Origin of the sequence: Alkalibacillus aidingensis, from assembly GCF_014595945.1 — a bacterium.
In the GTDB taxonomy this organism is placed as follows: domain Bacteria; phylum Bacillota; class Bacilli; order Bacillales; family Alkalibacillaceae; genus Alkalibacillus; species Alkalibacillus aidingensis.
Genome location: NZ_JABXWU010000009.1, coordinates 62,645 through 84,610 on the forward strand (window position 1 = coordinate 62,645; position 21,966 = coordinate 84,610).

Below are 21,966 nucleotides of genomic sequence, written 5' to 3' on the forward strand. Positions count from 1 at the left end.
ATTGTATCACTATTAATTAAAAAGAAAAGCCAGGTTTACCTGACTTTACGTAGTTACTCATTATACTTAATAGGTTTTAGCTTTTGTTCAATTTGCTCTCGTTTGGCTTCTAGAAAGGGTGGTAAAGCTAGTGAAGCACCTAACTCACTCTCCTGTTCGTCAGCTGTAAAACCAGGGCCATCAGTGGCTAATTCAAACAGGATACCATTCGGTTCACGAAAATAAACTGATTTGAAATAGAAACGATCGACAAAACCGGAATGCCCTATTTCATTTTCATCTAATAAGTCTATACATTTATATAGCTCATCCTCGTTGCTCACTCGAAAAGCCACATGGTGAACTCCACCACGCCCAAGCCGCTCTGGAGGAAGATCAGTTCGCTCATGGACATGCACTTCTGCTCCGGTTCCACCTTCACCCGTCTCAAAAACAACCACTTGTTGATTAGTTTGATGATGAATATAGTTGCCTGCCCGTCGAAAACCCATCACTGTCGTTAATATAGGCTCTGTGCGACTTAATTCAGGGATTGTTAAATGAACTGGTCCTAACCCAGTAATGCCATGCTGTGGATCTGCTTGTGATTGCACCCACGGCTTACCACCAGATACACCATCATTATTTTCATCTGAAACAAGTGTTAACCGTTGTTTCTCAAAATCCTGAAATGGAAGAACTCGACGACCAAATTGCTGAAGGATTCCTTGATGATGAACACCTGCATCTGAAAGACGTTTCTCCCAGTAATCGAGTGACGCATCACTTGGGACACGAAGTGAAGTCGTAGAAATACTCTTATTTCCAACATGCGTTTGGCCAGCCCGAGGGATCTCAAAAAACGTTAATTCAGTTCCCGGGCTACCTACTTCATCACCATAAAACAAATGATACATCGATGGCTCATCCTGGTTAACAGTCTTTTTCACCATTCTCATTCCTAATATTTTGGTGTAGAAGTCCACATTTCGTTGAGCATTGGCTGTCATCGCGGATAAGTGGTGAATTCCTAACAGGTTCACAAGTAACAAGCTCCCTTCAATAACATCTATGAAATACTTTTGTAACGCATCTGTAATGAGTAGGTTATTTGAAGGATATCAAAGATTGTTACCATTTAAAACCATAACGCCTCTTTTAATAGCCAATATTCTCGTGATACTCTCCTTCGTGTGGGAAGATCTCCCCTTCATGGACAGTCCCATCCCCGTATTCAACTCGTAAGTCAATAGATTCAATCATCTTATCCTCAGGTTCAACTTTAAAATGCCAACCCTGGAAATCACCTGAATGTTCTATTGAGTTCACTTGTACTTCATGACTATTATGACTAATTTCCTCTTCCACTTCATGTGACGTTCGCTCATCCTCTTCTAATGGAATATCTTCTGTTGTTTCATCATCATAATAGACAGTAGCTACGGCTTCTTCAACCCTATGAAACGGAAAAACTACTTCACCACTTTGGCGGAAAAATCCTTCATAAAAATTTGAACCACTTCTTCCACTTCCTGATGCTGTACTCCAGCTCACTAATGGACTAGGACGGAATAAATGTTCAGGAACGTGTTGCACCTCACTGGAACGACTCACTGTACCGTCACTTACAATTTGATACTCGAATCGATCATGAGTAGACACCTCAATCGGCGCACGGTAATTAAGACCTTCTATTTGAGTTGCTTCAACAACTTCCCAGTCACGTTCTTCGTGACTCCTGTATAACAAGTTGACGTCAACGTCCTCTTCTAACTCACGAAAAGACCATTCCAAATCGATAATCTGACGGTCAGGAGTAGAATTTTCATTAGGGTGATATTCCCTTGATGCAATCCACTCGTTTTCTTCTTTTATTTGATTAATTCGATGATCTAAATTACTTACATTTGTGTTAATGTTGTTGAGTTGATGAGAGTAATTCTGTGAGGTCATTTGAACTTCTTCTTCCACTTTTTGATTTAATTGAAAGAATAAAAATAAGTTCAAAATGATACTACCAACAATTAAACTAGTTAATATCTTTTCATTCTTACTCATTTTTCTCCCCCCTATAACTGGTTCGGATTAAGATTAATCCAAAAACGTCTCACTACATTGCCATGCTCTTCAGTGAAAGGTAAGCCCTCCATCCCTCCATTCCTTTTAATCACTTTGGCTGATGCTAGATTATCTTCATTACACGTTACTAGAGCACGTTTCACTCCAAGCTTTGATAATTCTTTGAGAGATAGCTCAAGGATCATCGTGGCGTAGCCTTTTTGACGTTCAGAAGGTCGAATGCCGCCTCCGATGTGTCCTTCCGTTTCTAATAAACGCCCCGTTAAATCATGGCGAATATGACTAGCCCCTAAAATACGATCATCATCATCAACTAACCACCTTGTTGATGACGGGACGTGTCCTTCAGGTAAACCAATTCCAGCTTCAGCGTCATTTAATTGCTTTACCCATTGTTCGAACTCCATGGAACCCTTCCTCATCACAGAAGGAGCAATCCTCTCACCTGCTTCCTCCCAATCTTTACAAAAGTCTCGATACTCCTCTTCTAATAAAGTTGTTGGTTTAACTAATTTTATATGGTTCACTCGACATTCACCTACCATTCTATTCCTTTAGCATACCTTGATTATAAGTGTCATTCAATACGATATAAAAAAAGCCACTACATCTAGTGGCTCATGTTGATATTCGCTCCCAACTTTCAATCGGTCCTTTTTGAACCGTGAAAATAGGGTGCGAATGTGGAGTATTTATTTGATGAATTTGCTCGAGTTTGTCTGGTGCTCGTTGTTCTAGCTTTACCTTTAAATGGTCCCATTCATAAGCTAACTGTCCAGAAGTTACCATGATCGATTCCACTGGTTGTATAGAATTTATTTTTGAGGCATCAAAGTGATACTGACGCTCCCTAGCTTCGTCATGGACTCCCTTTAGATAATAACCAATCGCTTTTAACGGCTCCTCATGCCCACGGAAACGAAGGAGCTGTGGGTGGTTTTGATAGCCTTTTGTCTCACCTTGTAACACCTTTTGTGCTAGCAAGGTTTCTCTCCATAAAGCAACCAATCCTTTAGCATCTAAATATTTGGGATGTAAGGACCATAAGCGCATGTCCATCTCTCCTAAACAAATTCACCTAATCGTTTAAACTCTAATTCCTCAAACTTCGTCATGACTTTTTCACGGTCAATTTTAAACTCTGCATCAGATAAATCACAGTCAACATTTGCTTCACAGTTTATTTCAGCTAGTTTTCTGGACAAGTGAACCATATCTAAATCCGCTTCAAACTTGGCACGTTGGGCTTTCGTTAGTGTATCAAGATTGTCCAAAATTACATCTAATGTCCCATGTTGAATTAGCAATTTGAGGGCTGTCTTTTCACCCACACCTTTAACCCCAGGATAATTATCACTTGAATCCCCCATCATGGCTTTAAGATCAATCATTTGTTGAGGTGTAATTCCTTTTTCCTCAATAAAACGCTCAGCTTCATAGACATCATAATTACCAAAGCCTTTTTTTAGAAGAGCGACACGTATGCCTTCATCGAGCACCTGTAAAATATCTTGATCACCCGTTAAAATCGTGACTTCCGCTTCATGCTGATAGGCACGAGCTAATGTTCCAATACAATCATCTGCTTCAAAGCCCTTTATGCCAATGTTCGGGATGTCCATTACTTCGGTTACTTCTTTCACTAAGTCAAATTGGGGGACCAATTCTTCTGGTGGCGCTCCCCGATTAGCTTTATATTCAGGATATAAATCATTTCTAAACGTATGGCTTCCCATATCCCAACAACAAATAACATGTGACGGTTGAAAATGGTTAGTTGCCGTTAATAAATGCCTGACAAATCCGTGTACTGCATTCGTTGGCATGCCTTTACTATTAATCATAAAATAATTGTTCATAGCTGTTGCGTAAAAAGCACGGAATAATAAGGCCATCCCATCAACTAATAAGACTTGTTTTCTCATGTTTCTCCTCCATCATTTCATCTCTACTGTTCTAAATTTAGCAATCATTTCATTAGGGTCTTCCTTAATCTGAAAAGTAATAACCCCTTTGGTTGTGTGTAAATATAAAAAGCCATATTGTGCCGATAGCATCTTATAAGAAATATCAAAAACCATTTTGATATCTAGGTCATGTTCATCTGTCACGATTCGATCATCATAAAGATAGATCCAAAACTCCTCTTCAATATTCTTTTGCTGTAAATCAAGCCGATCAACCACACGCCTAAACTTCACATAAGGATGTTTGTGTATAAGCATTAAGGACTCCCTTTGCCAAATCATTTATTCATCATTATAGCAGTCGTTTAATCTTGGTTCCATTTCCGTATACTAAGTCACAGGGATAGGGTGTCTATTTACACGGATTGATCACTTTTATTTACGGATTGAAGAGCATTACTCACGGACTGGAACCCTATACTCACGGATTGGAGATCTCCTAAACATCACGAATTGATTCCATACTCGCATAACAACATGGCTAAAAGAGCACTTCGCTTAGGCATTTCACTAATCACTAAATGTTCATGCTGAGCATGAGCTCCGTCACCAACAGCTCCTAAACCATCTAGTGTTGGTGAGAGTGTTGCCGTGAAATTAGCATCACTTCCTCCACCTGTCGATTCTTCCTCTAATCTAAATCCCAGGTAATCTTCAGCAAGCCTACTCGCTCGTTCAAATAGTGCTTCAATTTCATCCGATCTTTCTAACGGTGGGCGATAAATTTCACCCTCTATCTCAATATCAACTTCTTCATCATGTGGTTTTATTTGTTCAATTAATGGAACCACCCGATCCATCTCTTCCTGTGTTTGCACTCGAACGTCTACAACGGCATGGGCTTCTTCAGCAATCACATTTTTAGAAGACCCACCATCAATCATACCGACGTTGACTGTTGTGCCCTTATCTAAATCCGTTAAATTTGAAAGATAAGTAATTTGCTCGGCAAGCTCTTCTATCGCGCTCGCTCCTTTTTCCGGTTCAATTCCAGCATGAGAGGACACACCATGTATCGATATTTCGTAAGTCCCAACACCTTTACGTGCCGTTTTCAAAGCTCCATTCTCTCCTTGAGAAGGTTCCAATACAAACACTGCATCACTCTGAGCCGCTTCAACCATAATATGATCTTTAGAGGTTGGACTTCCAAGCTCTTCATCACTTGTCATCATTAGAACAATTCGCTTATCTAATAACTTGTCTAAATCTTTAAGTGCTTGAATGGCAAATAAAGCTTGAACAATCCCACCTTTCATATCAAACGTCCCCGGACCATATGCTTTACCATCGTTAATTTCAAATGGCATATCTTCTAAAGTCCCTTCCGGCCAAACTGTATCAAAGTGAGTGACAATAAGTAATTGCGCTTCACCCTCACCCCATTCAGCTCGAATATGTGGGGAATATTCGTCACTAGCGACCGTCGTAAACGCACCACCTGTCATCTCTACAAATTTCTCACTTAAAAAGCAACCCATCTTCTCAGTCAATTTAGGGTCACTAGATGGTGATTCCATTAACACAAGCTCCTTTAATAATTCCACCATCTCATCTTCACGTTGTTGCAAATATCGGACTATGTCATCCATCTAATCTTGTTCCTCCGTTGTGTAACATGATAATGTTTCTATTATACACTTTTTGTCAGTCAAACGTTAGAGTGAATCGACTCAAAGGAAAAACCTACATATTTTCTAAATTTTTTTGCAACCACTTCATAAAACCTAACGTCTAATCTGTAAGAGAAAGGAGGTAAAACATGTCGGCCTATGAGTATGGCATTTTAAATAAAGATTTGATCGATGAATCTGATCGACTGGAGTTACTTGATCATTGTATGACACAATATGGTACAGAAATCAAACGACTGGTTTACGCCTATGTCCGAAACCATGCCGACACAGATGATGTGGTCCAGGAGGTTTTCATAACCGTCTATCAAAAAATTGATCAATTTCAACATCAATCCGAGCTGAAAAGCTGGATTTACCGGATTGCGATCAACAAAAGTAAGGATCATTTACGTGGCTTTAAACATCGACAACAGCGCCTCAAGCAGAAATTAGAACAAACTTTTAAAAAGGAAGCAACGAACCAGCAGACTCCTGAGCAAGTATCCCTTCAGACAGAAGAATCTAAAAAACTATTAGTCCAAGTTTATCAATTACCTATTAAATATAAAGAAGTGATCATTTTATATTATTTTGAACAGCTATCCGTTAAAGAAATAGCCGACATTTTAAATATAAATACGAACACGATCAAGGCTAGGTTAAAACGTGGGCGAGAACGCCTTAAGGAGAAGATTGAATCAGATGGAGGTGATCAACATGGATAAACAACTACATCAATTAAGAGAAGCATACCTTAATCATGATGAGACGACATTTACCCAACAAGATCGCCAGCGTATTTTTAGCAAAATTACAGAATCAGAGAATAAGAGTGATCATAAACGACCACTTCTCCCCGTAAAGGTGATTATCCCATTACTCGCCGTATTACTAATAGGTTTTACGATTTTCGCAAGTAGTGGTAGCGGATTGTTCCATTTGGCGGGTGATCCCGAACCTGAAGGAGAACCAGCCATTGAAGGTTACGTCGTCGATCAAGAGGACGACCGGATATTAGTAGTTGGCCATTCCATCAATGAGTACGATCAATATCCTGCCGTGTGGTATTCAAATGTAGAAGTTGAGGTTGACATCGGGCAAAGGATTAGAGCTTGGCACAGCTCACAAAACGATTCTTATCCAGCCCAAGCAGAACCGGATTACATCGAAATATTAGAAGCAGCTGAATTCAACAATTCGCAATTAAGTGTCGATCAAGCGTTAGAGATCGCCTTAACTTCTGATCATTTAGACACGTTTTCCATTCCTATCGTCCAATCAACACAATTTAATGATTACGGTGAAGAAGGAGATAGTTTTTGGGTCATTGAAATCAAAGACGCACATGAATCTCTCACCGCTACTTTCGAAGTTGATGACGCTGAAGGCGTGATCATCAGTAGTGCCATGGATGAACAGGAAAGTGACACTGATACAGATGAGGGACAGGAAGCTAACTTAGAATTGGAAACTTCACTAACAAACTTGTTTGAACATCGTTTTGACGAGTTAAAGTTACAACAAATTCAGGTTGATAATGAGACTGCTTATATCGACTTGTTTCCACCTGAATCACCTTTTGCACTGACAACTAATGAAATTAGGGAAATTCACCTGTTAATATCAAGTGTTATTTTCGAAGATGAGTCCATCAATGAATTCTATATAAGCGTGGATGGTGACCATGAAACATGGCGTGATTATACTCAAGCAGCCGAGGTAGCACCCACCACACGTGAATGGTATGAATCCCAGACGACTGATGAACCCAATCTAACCGATGTTATGATTGAATACAAAGCGACCTTTGAAAGTCTCTACGACCATGATGACCAAATGCGTTTAAATCAGTACGACACCATTGCAGAAATCCGAGATAGCTTTACAAGGGTTATGTCTACTGAACTAGCTAACAGACACATTGACACTTATGTAAGAGAACAAGATGGTGATTTGCATCTAGTTGCCACAGAAGCACCTATATTCTTGGATCAGGATGAGCCTTATGATGTCGTTGAAATCTCTGATGACGAATACCATATAAAACAAGAAATCAATAACGAATTAACAGGCCACGTGGAAATGATTTTCACGATCATTTATGAGAACTTTCAGTGGATTGTCGATGATGTTTCTAGTAAACCATTAGGTGAGGAAGTTGAGTCGAGTTTACAAAGGTTATCAGATGATCTGTTCTGGATGCTTTTAGACCATGATTGGGAAGGCTTATCACAGTATATACACGAAGAAAGAGGGTTGGTTTATTCTCCTTTTTCAAACGTTGGCGCGGATGATGACCTTCACTTTGAGCAAGAAGAAGTCGAAAATTTCGCCAATGATGACACCTTATATTCATGGTCTTGGGATCAAAGTGGTGCCACCTACGATCTAACTGCCAGTGACTTTGTGGAGGAGCTAATTAAAAGAAGAGGCGACTTAAATAGTAATCGCGAGCTGGAGTACGATCAAATAGCCTTTGACTTCTCACTATATACCCATGATACTCAGCCAAATACCATTTACGAAGAATATCCGAACGCTTATTTTGTCGAGTATTTTTATGAACCTGATGATGAAGACCTTAATCACCATCAGCAAGCACTCAGATTGGTTTTTGAACAAATTAGAGGTGAGTGGTATCTCGTCGCATTAGTTAGAGGCGCACACAACCCATAAATAAAAACATCAAAAGCCAAATGCTGTCACGCTCCTGACCATCAGAGCGTGACAGTTCTTTTCAATCATTCCCTTAAAAAGACCTTTCCACTATATCATCTTCTGATAATAAACTACATCTAACCACTGATCGAACTTATAGCCAACCTGCTTAAACGTACCAACATGTTTAAATCCAAACCCTTCATGAAGACGAATACTAGCTTGATTATCTGAGGTAATACTACTAATAATTGTATGAAATCCTCTATCTTCAGCTACCCCCAATGTCTGTTCCATCATTTTCTTACCATAGCTTTTCCCCCGATGATCCGAGCTTATATAAATGGAAAGTTCAGCTGTATAAAGATATCCTTCTTCAGGATGATGTGGTGATAAAGACGTATAACCTACAACCTCCCCACTCTCATCCTCTGCGACTAGAACGACAAATCGCCCTTGATGCTGGTCTAACCAGGCTTGTCTTTGTTCCAAGGATTGTTCCTTATGATTAAAGGTTGCCGTTAACGTACGAATCGTTTCATTATAAATATCTAATAATGAAGGTAAATCATTCTTAGTTGCTACTCTCATATTCATATACTTCCGTCCTTTTTAAGAAAATTTAGTTTTTTCCCTATATTTATTTCGGATTTCGCGATAAAATATAAAACATTGGAAAATAATTTTGATTAAACTTACATACATCATGATATAAGTTTAACGTTGGAGGCTTCAAGATGAAACGGGTATTTTCTAACCTATTACCATACAGATTGCATATGACGCTTGCTTGGGTCTTCATGCTAACGGAATTAGCAGTCGAGCTCATGCTCCCTTTTATTTTAATGAGAATGATTGATGAAGGAATACAAGTTCAAGACTTAAACACCGTACTTTACTGGGGTTCAATCATGATTGGTCTTGCCTTATTATCATTCACAGCAGGTATCGGGAATTCCTTCTTTGCTGCTCACGTCACCTTTCGATTTGGATATGACGTAAGGGAAAAGCTGTTTGAAAAGGTTCAAGCATTTTCGTTTAAAAACTTAAACGAATATCCAACATCATCTTTAATTACTCGGTTTACCAATGACGTAAGACAAGTACAAAACGGGGTGTTTATGGCACTAAGAATCATGTTAAGAGCCCCTCTACTCGTCATCGGTGGAGTCACCATGGCCTTTATCGTCAACTGGCGTATTGCTCTTATCTTCTTGATTTCTGTTCCGATCCTTCTTGTATTTTTATTTTGGTTACTAAGTAAGGGTAGTAAACTGTTTGAGAAAGTTCAAGCCAGATTAGATAACGTTAATCGGGTTATGCAAGAAAATTTAGCTGGTATTCGTTTAATCAAAGCCTTCTTAAGAAGAGATCATGAAAAAGGTCGTTTCGTTGATGCTAATACAGGGCTCATGAACGAAACGAAAAAGTCATTACGCTTAATTGAGACCTCTATGCCTGTCCTACTTTTAGTCATGAATATGAGTTTATTGTTCATCTTATGGTTTGGTTACGGGGCGGTCAATGCCAACAACGCAACTGTCGGTGAGGTTGTTTCAATAATTAACTACGCTCTACGTGTTTCGATGGCGATTACGATGTTTGGCTTCTTAACGATGGCCTTTGCACGTGCAAAAGCTTCAGCCCAACGACTTAAAAATGTTTTAGAAGCCGAAATCGATCTCCTAGAAGCAAAAGACGCTAATCCAAAATTCCAAATTACCGAGGGAAAAGTCGAATTCTCTAATGTCACATTTAGGTATCCGAACCTAAGCGAGGACGTTTTAAAAGACATCACTTTTACAGCGAATGCCAGAGAGAAGATCGCTATTATAGGTGCAACTGGATCAGGTAAGACATCCCTTTTTCAACTGATCCCAAGGTTATATGATGTTAACAAGGGGTCCGTTATGATTGATGGCCATGATGTTAGCTCCTTAAAGCTCGATCACTTAAGAAAAGCAATTGGTTTTGTCCCACAAGCACCACTTTTATTCACAGGCTCTATTTACGAAAATATTGCTTGGGGCAAAAATGAAGCAACTGAAGAAGAAGTGATCCAAGCTGCCAAGGATGCTCAAATCCATGAGGCTATTATGGAATTGCCTAACCAATATCAAACTAAAATAGGTCAAAAAGGCGTCAACTTATCGGGCGGTCAAAAGCAACGGGTTTCCATTGCTCGCGCGTTAGTTCGTGAGCCCAAGATTTTAATGCTGGATGATAGCACCAGTGCACTAGATTTAAAAACAGAAGCAAAATTATTAAAAGCGATTCAACGTTATGAGTGCACGACCTTAATTGTGACTCAAAAAGTGACCACTGCGAAGGATGCTGACCGGATTATCCTATTAGATGACGGTGAGCTACTTGATGAAGGAACACACGAAGAGCTCCTTAAATACTCATAAATGTATCGCAAAATTGTCGAGTCACAGTTTGGAAAGGAAGAGGTTTATGAGCGTTAAACAAAAACTAAAAGAACCTTTTCAATATGAAAAGATTGACCTAAATGAAGCCGAATATATAGAAGATGAACGTGCCAAACCAAGAGTACGCGATTGGAAAGGGACGATTAAAAGAATCTGGCGTTATTTACTGAGTGAGAACAAGATGCTATTATTTGTCATCATTATGGTCATAATCAGTTCAGCTATGGCTTTACTTGGTCCTTATATGATTGGTACAGGAGTCGATGACTTCATTGTGGATCGCCAACCCTCAGGGATAGGGACGTTAATTACTTGGTTAGTGATGATTTATTTTACCTACTCGTTATCCGTTTTCCTGCAAAACTTCTTTATGATTGGAATTGCACAAAATACGGTTTACACACTTCGCTCACAACTGTTTAACCAGTTACATGAGCTTCCAATTAAGTTCTTTGACAAACGTCAATTTGGCGAAATTATGAGTCGTGTCACTAATGATGTCGATAATATCAGTAACACACTGAACCAGTCAGTCATTCAAATCTTTCAAAGTGTTTTAACTCTTGTTGGAACACTAGCTGTCATGCTTTACTTAAGTCCACTTTTAACCCTTGTAACGGTTACCATTATTCCGATGATGGTCTTTGGCATGAAGTGGATTACTAAGCGAACGGGACCACTATTCAAAATTCAACAAAAACGCATTGGTGAAATGAATGGGTACGTTGAAGAGACAATTTCAGGTCAACGGATTGTTAAAACCTTCTCTCAAGAAGAGCGTGTCTCTAATGAGTTTAAACAGAGAAACGATGATGTCATGCGTGCTAGTTACTGGGCAGCTGTCTTTTCTGGGTTCATTCCTAAATTAATGAACATGTTAAATTCATTTAGCTTCGCGATCATTGCTTTTGTCGGAAGTGTCTTAGCTATTAACGGCTTGGTTTCAGTTGGAACAATTGTCATCTTTACCGAATTAGCCAGACAATTCACTCGACCTTTAAATGAGTTATCTAACCAATTTAACCAGTTACTCACAGCTGTAGCCGGTGCAGAGCGTGTCTTTGACATTATCGATGAAGATAGTGAAGAACTCGATGAAAATGAAGCGATTGAAATCGGTGAACCCGATGGAGAAGTAGAATTCCGTAATGTTGTCTTCTCTTATGATGAGGATGAAGTGGTATTAAAAGGCATTTCCTTTAAAGCTAACCCAGGTAGTACGGTAGCCTTTGTGGGGCACACAGGAGCTGGGAAAACAACCATTATTAACTTGATGTCTCGATTTTATAATTACGATTCAGGTAAGATTTTGCTAGACGGTACAGATATTAAGGATATTAAACGTTCTAGCTTAAGAAAACACATGGGCTTTGTCCTACAAGATGCTTTCTTATTCGAAGGGACGATCCGGGAAAATATACGCTACGGTAAATTGAACGCGAGTGATGAGGAAGTCGTTGAAGCAGCCAAGAAAGCCAATGCTCACTCTTTTATCATGAAACTCCCAAATCAATATGACACGGTTTTAGACCCAGATGGAAGCGGAATCAGTCAAGGTCAAAAACAATTACTAACCATTGCCCGTGTGATTCTGTCCGATCCAAAAATCTTAATTCTAGATGAAGCAACAAGTAGTATCGACACCGTAACAGAAATTAAGATCCAAGAGGCATTACAACGTCTCATGCACGGTCGAACTAGCTTCGTCATTGCACACCGATTAAATACAATTCGAAATGCTGATCAGATCGTGATGCTTGAACATGGACACATTATTGAAAAGGGATCCCACGATGAATTGATCAAACAAAAAGGTAAATATGCTGACCTTTACCAAACACAACTAAAGCAAAAAGCTCAGTAGAAAAGGGGGATCTCCCAAAAAGTGGAGCTGTCATACATATGCTGACAGCTCCACTTGCTAATTACATATAAAAATCATTTAGTGATTCATCTTCTACTCTAATTCTCTCTAACCACTCATCTTTAAACAAATCTTCCACATCAGAAATGAGTATTTCAACTTCAGGCGTACCGGCCACACCTGCTAACACTTCATATTTGTTAAATTTAAAGACTAAATGTCCATCCCGAATGAACATATTTTGAAAATAATAATCAGTTTGGGCTAACCATTGATCCAGCTCATCCTCTAAAATATACGGACTATAATATTGAGAGTCTTTTAGCTTCTGCTCAATCATAGGGAATAATACCTCTTGTGCTTCCCGTGGATCTTTAAAAAAGGTTGTTCGATCCACAAGCTCACCTTCAGTTAAATCAACTACCCAAACTTTTGTACGCTGATTCACACTCGCTCCCCCGGTAAATGTCTCTTCATTAAATACAATCGAGTAAAGATCATCCCCAGCAGGATAAACATCAACTTTCAGGCTCAAATTCCCTCTTATTTCTGAATTAACTCGTCCAATGTCCTCCATCTCATGGAAAAATTCATTCATAATTTGTTGTGCATAATCTCCGAAGAATTCATTTAGCTCATCGTATTCAAATACAGGAACTTGAACATAAATTGAATAAGTATCCGTTTCTCGGGATACTGTACGAATATTGATACTAGGGTAACCAGATTCTTCAACTTCACCGTCCTCGGTTAGTTTCGTATCAGATTCCGTTTCTAGCGCTAATAAACTTGAAGCTCCCTCTTCATCAGGAGTGAAAAATATATATCCAACAGCCATACTGACCAACAAAGCAATTAAGAAGTATCTTACAGTTTTAATTCCCATATTAAAAACTCCTAATAAAATTGATTTTGCTTATAGTTAGCCCTAGAGAACCGAAATTTATTCATCAATAGCATAACAAAACACTTGAGTTTCTTTAGGCATCCCAAGTGCTACATTATTCCTTCTATATTTTAAAACAGAACTATAAAACTTTATCCAAAAATGCCTTCGCTCGATCAGTTTTCGGGTTTGAGAAAAATGGTTTTGGATCACTTTCTTCCACTATTTTACCTTGATCCATAAAAATAATACGGTCAGCAACCTCTTTAGCAAATCCCATTTCATGTGTGACAACTGCCATAGTCATTCCTGAATGTGCTAACGATTTAATGACATCTAGAACCTCTTTTACCATTTCTGGGTCTAAGGCAGATGTCGGTTCATCAAACAACATTAATTCCGGCTCCATCGCGAGCGCACGTGCAATAGCTACACGTTGTTTTTGCCCACCGGATAAACTATTAGGATAAGCTTGAACCTTCTCATTTAAACCTACCTTAGCCAGGAGTTCCTCAGCCTTCCCTTCTGCTTGTTGTTTAGTCTCACCTTTCACCGTCATCGGTGCATAAGTTAAGTTATCCAAAACATTCATATGAGGGAAGAGATGAAAGTGTTGAAATACCATTCCAATCTGTTCTCTAACCTTTAAAATGTCAACATTAGGATCCGTGATATCCTCACCATGAACATAGACGTGTCCAGAAGTTGGTTGTTCTAATAAATTAATACATCTTAAGAAAGTTGACTTACCTGAACCAGATGGTCCAATAATTGTCACGACCTCACCACGCGCAATGGAAGTGTTCACATCATGTAACACTTCGTTTTTTCCAAAGCTTTTATACAAACCTTCTACGTTAATCACTAGCTCTCATCCTCTTCTCAATATACTTACCTACTAACGTCAAAATCATAACCATGCAGTAATAAATTAGTCCAACAAACAACAGTGGCTCAAAATTACGATAAATATTGGAACTTACCACCTCTGCACGACGCATTAAATCCAGATAACTAATAACAGATACTAATGCTGATTCTTTAGTCAATGTGATAAACTCATTCATTAATGCTGGTAAAATATTTTTCATCGCCTGTGGCAAAATAATCTTAACCATCATCGGTCGATAAGGAATCCCTAATGCTTCGGCCGCTTCACGCTGACCTTTATCAACAGCTTGAATTCCAGCTCTAATAATTTCTGAAACATACGCTGCTGAGTTCAAACCAAATGTTAAGATGGCAGATAGTAAAGGTGCTATATCATACTCCATTAACTGTGGTATTCCATAATAAACAATCATCAACTGTAAGATCAGTGGTGTTCCCCGGAAAATTGATGTATACACATCAGCAAAAAAACGTAAAACTCTAAAACGCCCTATCTTAACTAAGGCAATTAAAGAACCTAAAACAAATCCAAATATAATTGCAATAATAACTAATTGTAACGTCGCCCATATTCCTTCTAACATGAAAGGAATATAAGGCACGATTTGGCTAAAATCCAAATTCATGCCTTATTTCACCCCAATTCTATTAATCTATCTCTTTTATTGTTCGTCTAATCCCCATTTTTCTTCCAAGTCAGCAATCGTTCCATCTTCTAATAATTGCTCAATAACTTCACTTACTTCCTCATAATATTCGCTGTCCTTAGGAAAAGCGATTGCCATTCCAGGTGAAGCCGTTGTTGGATCATCAAAACCCGCTAAATCCTGTTCTTCGATATAACCCTCTGCAACTGTCTTATCTAAATAACCTACATCAATACGATTGGTTAACAGTTCCTGAACAATACCTGTTGCTTCATCTAGCTGTTTAATCTCAAAATCATATTCTTCTTGTAAAGTTTTTGCACCTTCCTCTTGGATCGTGCCTAACTGAACACCAACTGTTAACCCTTCAATATCTTCAATACTAGTAATATCTGAGTCTGGCTGAGTAATGAACATTTCACCTGAATGATGGTAAGCAGGTGAGAAGTCGACATTCTCAGAACGCTCCTCAGTTGCTGACATACCTGCTAACACAATATCTGCACGTCCTGATTGTAGAGAACCAATTAGACCATCAAAGTTCATATCATCAATTTCTAATTCATAGCCTAACTCATCTGCAACAATATTAGCTAAGTCAATATCAAATCCAATAAACTCACCTGATTCATCAAATGATTCAAACGGCGGGAAATCTGCTGATGTTGCCATCCTTAGTACATTATCTTCTGATTCAGGTTCAGCTTCTTCTTCTGATTCTGAGTTGTCATCCACTTCAGTATTTTCTTCCACGTCTTCTCCATCATTAGCTGACGTAGACTCCTCTGGCAAATCGCTCGTTCCACACGCAGCTAAAGCTGTTAACAATAATCCAATTAATAAAATGAATCCCCATTTCTTCAATTTCATTTTCCTTGCACCCCTTTTTGTATATTTATACGATTAAATGCATAATAACACGTAATTATGCATAATAAAACCCTTTTTCTTTATAAAATATGAAGAAAAACTATTCTGATTATTGTAAGGGTTTACATTTTTGAGCGAAAAAAAGACTGAGAAGAGGGGAGGAACTTCTCAGTCGAACATCTATATTAACCAATAAGGGGAGGTTACATATCCATATCATCTTCAGAATCTTCTACATCTAAGTCATCCTCAGGATCTTCCATTTCAACATCTTCTTCTGGAGCGGGCTCTTCATCAACGCCACCACATGCTGCTAATACTAACATTGAAACTAAGAATAAACTCATGATCCATTTTTTCATTTAAACTCACTCCTTTATTTGATTTATAGCCATTCTACCCTTAAAAAGAATCGTGATAAACATACATTTCAACATTGTAATGGTTAGTAATTCCATTGAAAATTTTGTTACTGGGTAGTAAGAAATTGACCTAGTTTAATTATGGGCTGATATTACATAATTCACTTAAAATATGATAAGTTTAGTTTGTTGAGATTAATTAAAGGAGTATGAAGTTCACAATGACTGTTCAAAATCATCCCGATTTCGATAAAGAACAACAACATTTAGAGTTTGTTAAACGTTATATCCAAGCCGTCATCAAAACAGGACAAACTAATGAGGAAAGATTCAAAGAGAACATTAAAGAGGCGTTTGTTGACCTAGACTGGTTTGATTCAAGCTTAAGTTATATAAACATCTTAACGAATGCCAAGTTTTTAGAAACATCAAGTGAACAACTAGAAAGCCTCAAAAAAATCCAAGAAAAACCTTATTTTGCTAAAGTTCAATTAGAACGTGACGGAAATGAAGAAGAATATTATATTTCCAAAACATCTCTTTATCAAAGAGAGTCGCAAAACCCCATTCTTATCGACTGGCGATCTCCTCTCGCAAACGTTTATTACGATGGAAGAATCGGCGAGGTCAATTATGAGGTGAATGGAAAGGAATATGAAGTTTATCTATCTTTAAAACGACAATTCATGATTGAGAATGGTGAGCTAGAAGCCATTCGCGACGTTGATCTGACTACTACGGATGAATTACTCCAAGAGTCACTTGAAGGTTCAGCTGGCAATCGTCTAACTGAAATTGTCTCCACCATTCAACAGGAACAAAACCGTGTTATTCGTTCAGACTTAAACAAACCTATTATTGTTCAAGGGGCAGCAGGTAGTGGTAAAACAACTATTGCATTACACCGCATCTCATACTTTGTCTACCAGTATGCTGAAAACTTTGACCCAGATAAACTGATGATTCTTGCACCAAACCATGTCTTTCTAGATTATATTTCTGAAGCCTTACCAGAACTTGGTGTTGAGCGAATCAATCAAACTACCTTTACCGAATACGTTCAGCAAGCGATAGGAAAAGATCTAAAGCTAATTTACAACAAGGATATTGAATCACTTATCCATCTAGATCAGCAGAGTAAAGATACGTTAATGTATAGATCTCAATTAAAAGGATCCTTAATTTTTAAAAAAATTATTGAAAACTATATACAAGATTTAATTCCTACATTCATTCCTGATGAAGACTTTCAAGTCGATAAATTTAAATTATATGGACACCGTCGAATTAAGAAATTATTTACACAAGACTATGATTATTTACCACTTTATCGTCGGTTAAATAAAATCAAGAATATTATTAAACATGACTTCAATCAAAAGAAGAACAAGATGCGTGACAAAGTTTCATCCTATTATGAGGATAAACTTGAAAAAGCAATCTATAGTATGAAGGATGAAACGAAACGCAAGGAGTTCGTATCAAAAGCTTTAACTAAAAAAGAACAAAGAACGAAAGAATTAGAGCAAGCTATGAAAGGTGCCACCCAACGTTATTTTAAGCAGTTTCCTAATAAAGGTTTACTTAAACATTACAAGGAGTTGTGGAATGACCCTAAGAAATTAGTCAAGTATAGTGAAGGGGAATTGAGTATAGAAGATGCACAATCCATTGCCTTGCACACGCAAACTCAGCTAAAGAAGAATCAATATGAAATTGAAGACTTAGCATTATTACTTTTACTACACCATCATTTATTTGGGTTAGAACCTGATTATAAAATGGATAAAGTGATCATCGATGAGGCCCAAGATTATAGCCCAATGCAATTTGTCGCAATGAAGGAAACTATGGATACTAACTTGTTCACCATTGCCGGTGATTTGGCTCAAGGGATTTATAGTTTTCAGGGCCTAAGCTCATGGGACATCTTAACGGATCAAATTCTAAACAATGCTACCTATACTGAACTGCAAAAAAGCTATCGTAACACCATCGAGATAATGAATATTGCCAACCATGTTATTGATAAGCTTAATTTTGACATACCTAAAGTACAGCCAGTGGTAAGACATGGAAAAGAACCTGAATTCCAATTAATTGAAGAGGCTTCTGATTTGATTAAACATGTCCAAAATGAACAAAACCTATTACATGATCAAAAACTGCAATCCTTTGCAATTATCACAAAAACCAAACAGGATGGACAACAAATATATCAGGCTCTTAATAATGATATAAATGTTCAACTGATAGTAGATCCAAATGAAAGGATTGAAACTGGAAAAGTAACCATCATCCCATCATACTTATCAAAGGGACTAGAGTTTGATTCAGTCTTTGTTGTTAGTCTCGACGAGCAATATAATGAACATGAAGAAAGTGATATTAAACTTTTATATGTTTCTACCACTCGTCCTCTTCATCGCCTTCATTTGTTTGCTAAAAACAAATCTGATCTATTATTGCAAAACTATAACATTTAAATTTAACAGAGCTAAATTTAAAATACCCCTCTAATCATTTGTTAGATTAGAGGGGACTTTGTTTTATTCTGTTACCATGACGTCATATTCTTCTAGCCACGTGTTAATTTGCCATAAATGAGCTAGTAGTTGGGGACCGGTCATTAACTGCCCATACCATGGCTCAGTAAACTCCTCTCCTTTAGACTCAACTAAATGTTTAATCTGTTCCCTCGAAACAAACTCAAATAACCTGGTATCATGACGGTCCAATAACTCATTCATCATTGATGTGACTAACTTAGTATATTGAGGTTGAAAAGTTTTAGGGTAAGGGCTTTTTTTACGGTATAAGACTTCATTAGGCAATAAACCTTCCAACGCTTTCCTTAATAATCCCTTTTCATATCCTCCAGTTTGTTTTAATTCCCATGGGACATTCCAAACATATTCAACTAAGTGATGATCAGCAAACGGAACACGAACTTCTAATGTCGCTCCCATACTCATGCGATCCTTACGATCCAGGAGCTGTGACATAAACCAGTGCATATTAACATAAAACAGCTCTCGCCTCTTGCGATCGGATTCAGACTCTCCATCTAATAATGGCGTTTCGCTAACTGTTTCGTCATACCGTTGTCTTACATAACTCCGTAAATCCAACTTATCTCGCCACTTAGGCTGAAGGAGTTCTTCTCTTAAATGAAGTGAGCGAATCCACGGAAATCCTTGGTCACTCTGGTTAAACCCATCTTGAAACCATGGATAACCACCAAAAACTTCGTCAGCACATTCTCCTGACAGACTGACTGTTGTCTGGCGTTTAACGTTACGACAGAACCATAGTAATGAGGAATCAACATCAGCCATACCTGGTTGATCGCGTAAAATCACCGCCTCTTTTAATAAATAAGCCAGTTCTTCTTCTGCAATGTAAAAATCTTTGTGGTTCGTATGAAACATATCAACCACTAAAGATTTAAACTCACTATCTGAATTTGGTTGAAATTTACTTTGTTTGAAATATTGATCATTTCCTTCATAATCAATGGAGAATGTCGGTAATGACTCATAACCTTGCCTTTTAAAATAATTAGCCGCAATGGCCGTAATTCCACTCGAATCGACTCCTCCAGATAAGAAAGTTGATAATGGAACATCTGAAACAAGCTGCCTTTCAATAGCATCAATTAATAAGTACCTCACCTTTTCCACCGTTTCTTTAGGTGAATCGTGATGTTCTTCACTTGTTACATTCCAATAACGCCAAATTTTCCTTCCTTGCGTTGAACATCTTACAGCGTGACCAGCACGTAATTCGTTAATATGTTTAAAAATACCATGCCCAGGTGTTCTAGAAGGACCCAAGCCAAAAACTTCTGACAATCCTTCCCGGTCAACAATAGGTTTTACATCCGGATGCTTTAATAAAGCTTTTATTTCTGATCCAAAAATGAACTGACCCTTTACTTCAGCATAAAATAAAGGCTTCACACCTAAACGGTCACGAGCTAAGAATAGTTCCTCCTTTTCATGATCCCAGATCGCAAAAGAAAAAATACCATTTAAACGGTCTAAACAATCATATCCCCATTTCACATAAGAATATAACAACACTTCAGTATCACAATTGGTTTTAAATATGTAGCCTCCTTTTTTGAGCTCCTTTCGAAGTTCTCTTGTATTATAAAGCTCACCATTATAAACTATTGTATACTTTCTTCCACCTTGTGCCACTGTCATCGGCTGCTTTCCATTTTCAACATCGATAACTGCTAAGCGCTGATGGCCAAATGCGACATGCTCATTCATAAAAAATCCTTGGTCATCTGTTCCTCTTTTATACAAAGTATCCGTCATATCCTTAAGTAATGGAAAATGTTCCTCAGACATTTGATTCCAATGAACCCAGCCAGTTAGTCCACACATATTTGCTCTTCCTTTCATAAAAAAATGATATGTAGTCATCATATGTATGGAAGTAACAAAGTTTCGTTTTGGTTAAAAATAATTAGACTGAACCATTTAATTATTGGTATGATAATGAATATAATCAATTGAAAAGTGGGTTTTTCAATGAAGAGTCGTCAACAAAAAGCGCAATTTGCGTCCGTTTTAGGAATCTTCGCCAATTTAATCTTGGCTGTGATTAAAGGTATTGCTGGAGTTGTGGGTAACAGTAAAGCACTCGTGGCTGATGCTTTTCATTCAGCTTCAGATGTCGTTAGCTCGATCGCTGTCTTAGTCGGTATACGAGCTGCACAAAAGCCACCAGACCCAGAGCATCCATATGGTCATGGTAAAGCAGAGAATATTGCAACTTTGATTGTTTCTATTTTATTAGTCGTTGTCGGTGTGGAAATTTTATTAGATGCGGTTTCTAGTCTCTTTTCACCAGAACCATCTGAAACTAGCGCCATCGCCTTATATGTCATCATCTTTTCAATAATCGTTAAAGAAGCGCTGTTTCAATACAAAAAGCGGTTGGGAGATAAAATTAACAGTCCAGCAATTGTAGCTGATGCCTGGCATCATCGCTCAGATGCGATCTCATCAGTTATTGCCTTAGCTGGTATCGGTTTAACAATGTTGGGCAGTCGCTATGACCTTCCCTTCTTACAATATTTTGATCCATTAGCCGGAGCGATTATTGCGGTATTAGTTATGTGGATGGGCTTTAAGATTGGTAAGGATGCAGTAAGCGTGACATTAGAAACCGTTTTAGATGATGGGCGTACAGAAAAGTTTGGTCTCACAACTGAGAAAGTTGAGGGCGTTAAACGAATTGATTTACTCAACGCTAGAACACACGGTTCTTATGTCATTATTGATGTAAAGATCAGTGTAGACCCACACATCACAGTGGACGAAGGACATTCGATAGCTGCACGTGTTAAGGAGAAGCTAATCGAGGAGCACACCGAAGTGCATGACGTCTATGTCCACGTCAACCCATATCACTAGGTATAAAGCTGTGCTCTAAAGTTTGGAGCACAGCTTTATTGTGATTGAAGAGCTAATTTTGTGAGGGCTATTTGACTTCACTCCCCTTTAAACTGTTTCATAGGGTAAAGGAGTGGACTCTAATTAACGAAATTACCACCTCTAACTCTTTAAACGTTAATTTGAAGCTGTCTAATTAACCGAAATGACTCCTCCACCTCTCTTACCGTTAATGAACGACTCTAAGGCTTCGTCAATTAATGCGTTTTTAAATTCGCTTCCACGATCGGTGTGAAACATTTGA

Annotated in this window: 20 protein-coding genes; 6 read left to right on the forward strand and 14 right to left on the reverse strand. The window is 38.2% G+C overall.

Annotated elements, in window-relative coordinates; translation table 11 throughout:
* Positions 1-53 precede the first annotated feature (53 nt).
* From HWQ49_RS11945 to HWQ49_RS11975, 7 genes are all read right to left on the reverse strand, one after another.
* Positions 54-1,022 carry a ring-cleaving dioxygenase gene (locus tag HWQ49_RS11945; RefSeq protein WP_188207853.1) on the reverse strand — a complete coding sequence of 323 codons (969 nt, stop codon included), beginning with the start codon at positions 1,020-1,022 and terminating at the stop codon, positions 54-56.
* Between the two features lie 115 nt (positions 1,023-1,137).
* On the reverse strand, positions 1,138-2,037 hold the full coding sequence (locus HWQ49_RS11950; protein ID WP_188207854.1) for a hypothetical protein: 900 nt from the start codon (positions 2,035-2,037) through the stop codon (positions 1,138-1,140).
* Positions 2,038-2,048: 11 nt separating this feature from the next.
* Complete coding sequence (locus HWQ49_RS11955) at positions 2,049-2,585, reverse strand: GNAT family N-acetyltransferase (RefSeq protein WP_317450931.1); 537 nt, start codon at positions 2,583-2,585, stop codon at positions 2,049-2,051.
* A 91-nt stretch (positions 2,586-2,676) separates the two neighbouring features.
* Positions 2,677-3,111 carry a pyrimidine dimer DNA glycosylase/endonuclease V gene (locus HWQ49_RS11960; protein WP_188207856.1) on the reverse strand — a complete coding sequence of 145 codons (435 nt, stop codon included), beginning with the start codon at positions 3,109-3,111 and terminating at the stop codon, positions 2,677-2,679.
* Positions 3,112-3,122: 11 nt separating this feature from the next.
* Entirely contained in the window at positions 3,123-3,983 is an 861-nt protein-coding gene (locus HWQ49_RS11965; protein ID WP_188207857.1) for a 5'-3' exonuclease, read from the reverse strand.
* A gap of 12 nt (positions 3,984-3,995) precedes the next feature.
* Positions 3,996-4,283 (reverse strand): hypothetical protein, encoded by a 288-nt coding sequence (locus tag HWQ49_RS11970; RefSeq protein WP_188207858.1) that lies wholly within the window; start codon positions 4,281-4,283, stop codon positions 3,996-3,998.
* 188 nt (positions 4,284-4,471) lie between these two features.
* Complete coding sequence (locus HWQ49_RS11975; protein ID WP_188207859.1) at positions 4,472-5,617, reverse strand: M20 family metallopeptidase; 1,146 nt, start codon at positions 5,615-5,617, stop codon at positions 4,472-4,474.
* A 170-nt stretch (positions 5,618-5,787) separates the two neighbouring features.
* On the opposite strand from HWQ49_RS11975, the gene HWQ49_RS11980 reads away from it, so the two are divergent.
* Both HWQ49_RS11980 and HWQ49_RS11985 read left to right on the forward strand, forming a co-directional pair.
* The gene (locus tag HWQ49_RS11980; RefSeq protein ID WP_188207860.1) at positions 5,788-6,366 is read left to right on the forward strand and encodes a sigma-70 family RNA polymerase sigma factor; all 579 of its coding nucleotides are present in this window, start codon (positions 5,788-5,790) and stop codon (positions 6,364-6,366) included.
* Positions 6,359-8,317 (forward strand): DUF3221 domain-containing protein, encoded by a 1,959-nt coding sequence (locus tag HWQ49_RS11985; RefSeq protein WP_188207861.1) that lies wholly within the window; start codon positions 6,359-6,361, stop codon positions 8,315-8,317. Before HWQ49_RS11980 ends, HWQ49_RS11985 begins: the two co-directional genes overlap by 8 nt.
* Positions 8,318-8,407: 90 nt before the next feature.
* Here the strand turns inward: HWQ49_RS11985 and HWQ49_RS11990 are convergent, their stop codons facing one another.
* Positions 8,408-8,896: a GNAT family N-acetyltransferase gene (locus HWQ49_RS11990; protein ID WP_188207862.1), complete on the reverse strand. Its 489-nt coding sequence runs from the start codon at positions 8,894-8,896 to the stop codon at positions 8,408-8,410.
* 140 nt (positions 8,897-9,036) lie between these two features.
* Between HWQ49_RS11990 and HWQ49_RS11995 the strand changes: the two genes are divergently transcribed.
* Together HWQ49_RS11995 and HWQ49_RS12000 are read left to right on the forward strand one after the other, a co-directional pair.
* Positions 9,037-10,710, forward strand: a complete 1,674-nt coding sequence (locus HWQ49_RS11995; RefSeq protein WP_188207863.1) for an ABC transporter ATP-binding protein — start codon at positions 9,037-9,039, stop codon at positions 10,708-10,710.
* Between the two features lie 46 nt (positions 10,711-10,756).
* Positions 10,757-12,595, forward strand: a complete 1,839-nt coding sequence (locus HWQ49_RS12000; RefSeq protein ID WP_188207864.1) for an ABC transporter ATP-binding protein — start codon at positions 10,757-10,759, stop codon at positions 12,593-12,595.
* A 61-nt stretch (positions 12,596-12,656) separates the two neighbouring features.
* Here the strand turns inward: HWQ49_RS12000 and HWQ49_RS12005 are convergent, their stop codons facing one another.
* From HWQ49_RS12005 to HWQ49_RS12025, 5 genes are all read right to left on the reverse strand, one after another.
* On the reverse strand, positions 12,657-13,481 hold the full coding sequence (locus HWQ49_RS12005) for a DUF3298 and DUF4163 domain-containing protein (RefSeq protein ID WP_188207865.1): 825 nt from the start codon (positions 13,479-13,481) through the stop codon (positions 12,657-12,659).
* A 142-nt stretch (positions 13,482-13,623) separates the two neighbouring features.
* Positions 13,624-14,346, reverse strand: a complete 723-nt coding sequence (locus tag HWQ49_RS12010; RefSeq protein ID WP_188207866.1) for an amino acid ABC transporter ATP-binding protein — start codon at positions 14,344-14,346, stop codon at positions 13,624-13,626.
* Positions 14,339-14,998 (reverse strand): amino acid ABC transporter permease, encoded by a 660-nt coding sequence (locus HWQ49_RS12015; protein ID WP_188207867.1) that lies wholly within the window; start codon positions 14,996-14,998, stop codon positions 14,339-14,341. Before HWQ49_RS12015 ends, HWQ49_RS12010 begins: the two co-directional genes overlap by 8 nt.
* Positions 14,999-15,034: 36 nt before the next feature.
* A complete protein-coding gene (locus HWQ49_RS12020; RefSeq protein WP_188207868.1) occupies positions 15,035-15,889 on the reverse strand; it encodes an ABC transporter substrate-binding protein in 855 nt (284 codons plus the stop codon).
* A gap of 203 nt (positions 15,890-16,092) precedes the next feature.
* On the reverse strand, positions 16,093-16,251 hold the full coding sequence (locus tag HWQ49_RS12025) for a type 2 periplasmic-binding domain-containing protein (protein WP_188207869.1): 159 nt from the start codon (positions 16,249-16,251) through the stop codon (positions 16,093-16,095).
* 209 nt (positions 16,252-16,460) lie between these two features.
* Here HWQ49_RS12025 and helD point away from each other — a divergent pair, with 209 nt between their 5' ends.
* Positions 16,461-18,737, forward strand: coding sequence for an RNA polymerase recycling motor HelD (helD, locus tag HWQ49_RS12030; protein ID WP_223155158.1), 2,277 nt, complete (start codon positions 16,461-16,463; stop codon positions 18,735-18,737).
* A 63-nt stretch (positions 18,738-18,800) separates the two neighbouring features.
* Here the strand turns inward: helD and asnB are convergent, their stop codons facing one another.
* The gene (gene asnB / locus HWQ49_RS12035) at positions 18,801-20,648 is read right to left on the reverse strand and encodes an asparagine synthase (glutamine-hydrolyzing) (RefSeq protein ID WP_188207870.1); all 1,848 of its coding nucleotides are present in this window, start codon (positions 20,646-20,648) and stop codon (positions 18,801-18,803) included.
* A 147-nt stretch (positions 20,649-20,795) separates the two neighbouring features.
* Between asnB and HWQ49_RS12040 the strand changes: the two genes are divergently transcribed.
* A complete protein-coding gene (locus HWQ49_RS12040; protein ID WP_188207871.1) occupies positions 20,796-21,683 on the forward strand; it encodes a cation diffusion facilitator family transporter in 888 nt (295 codons plus the stop codon).
* Positions 21,684-21,966 lie beyond the last annotated feature (283 nt).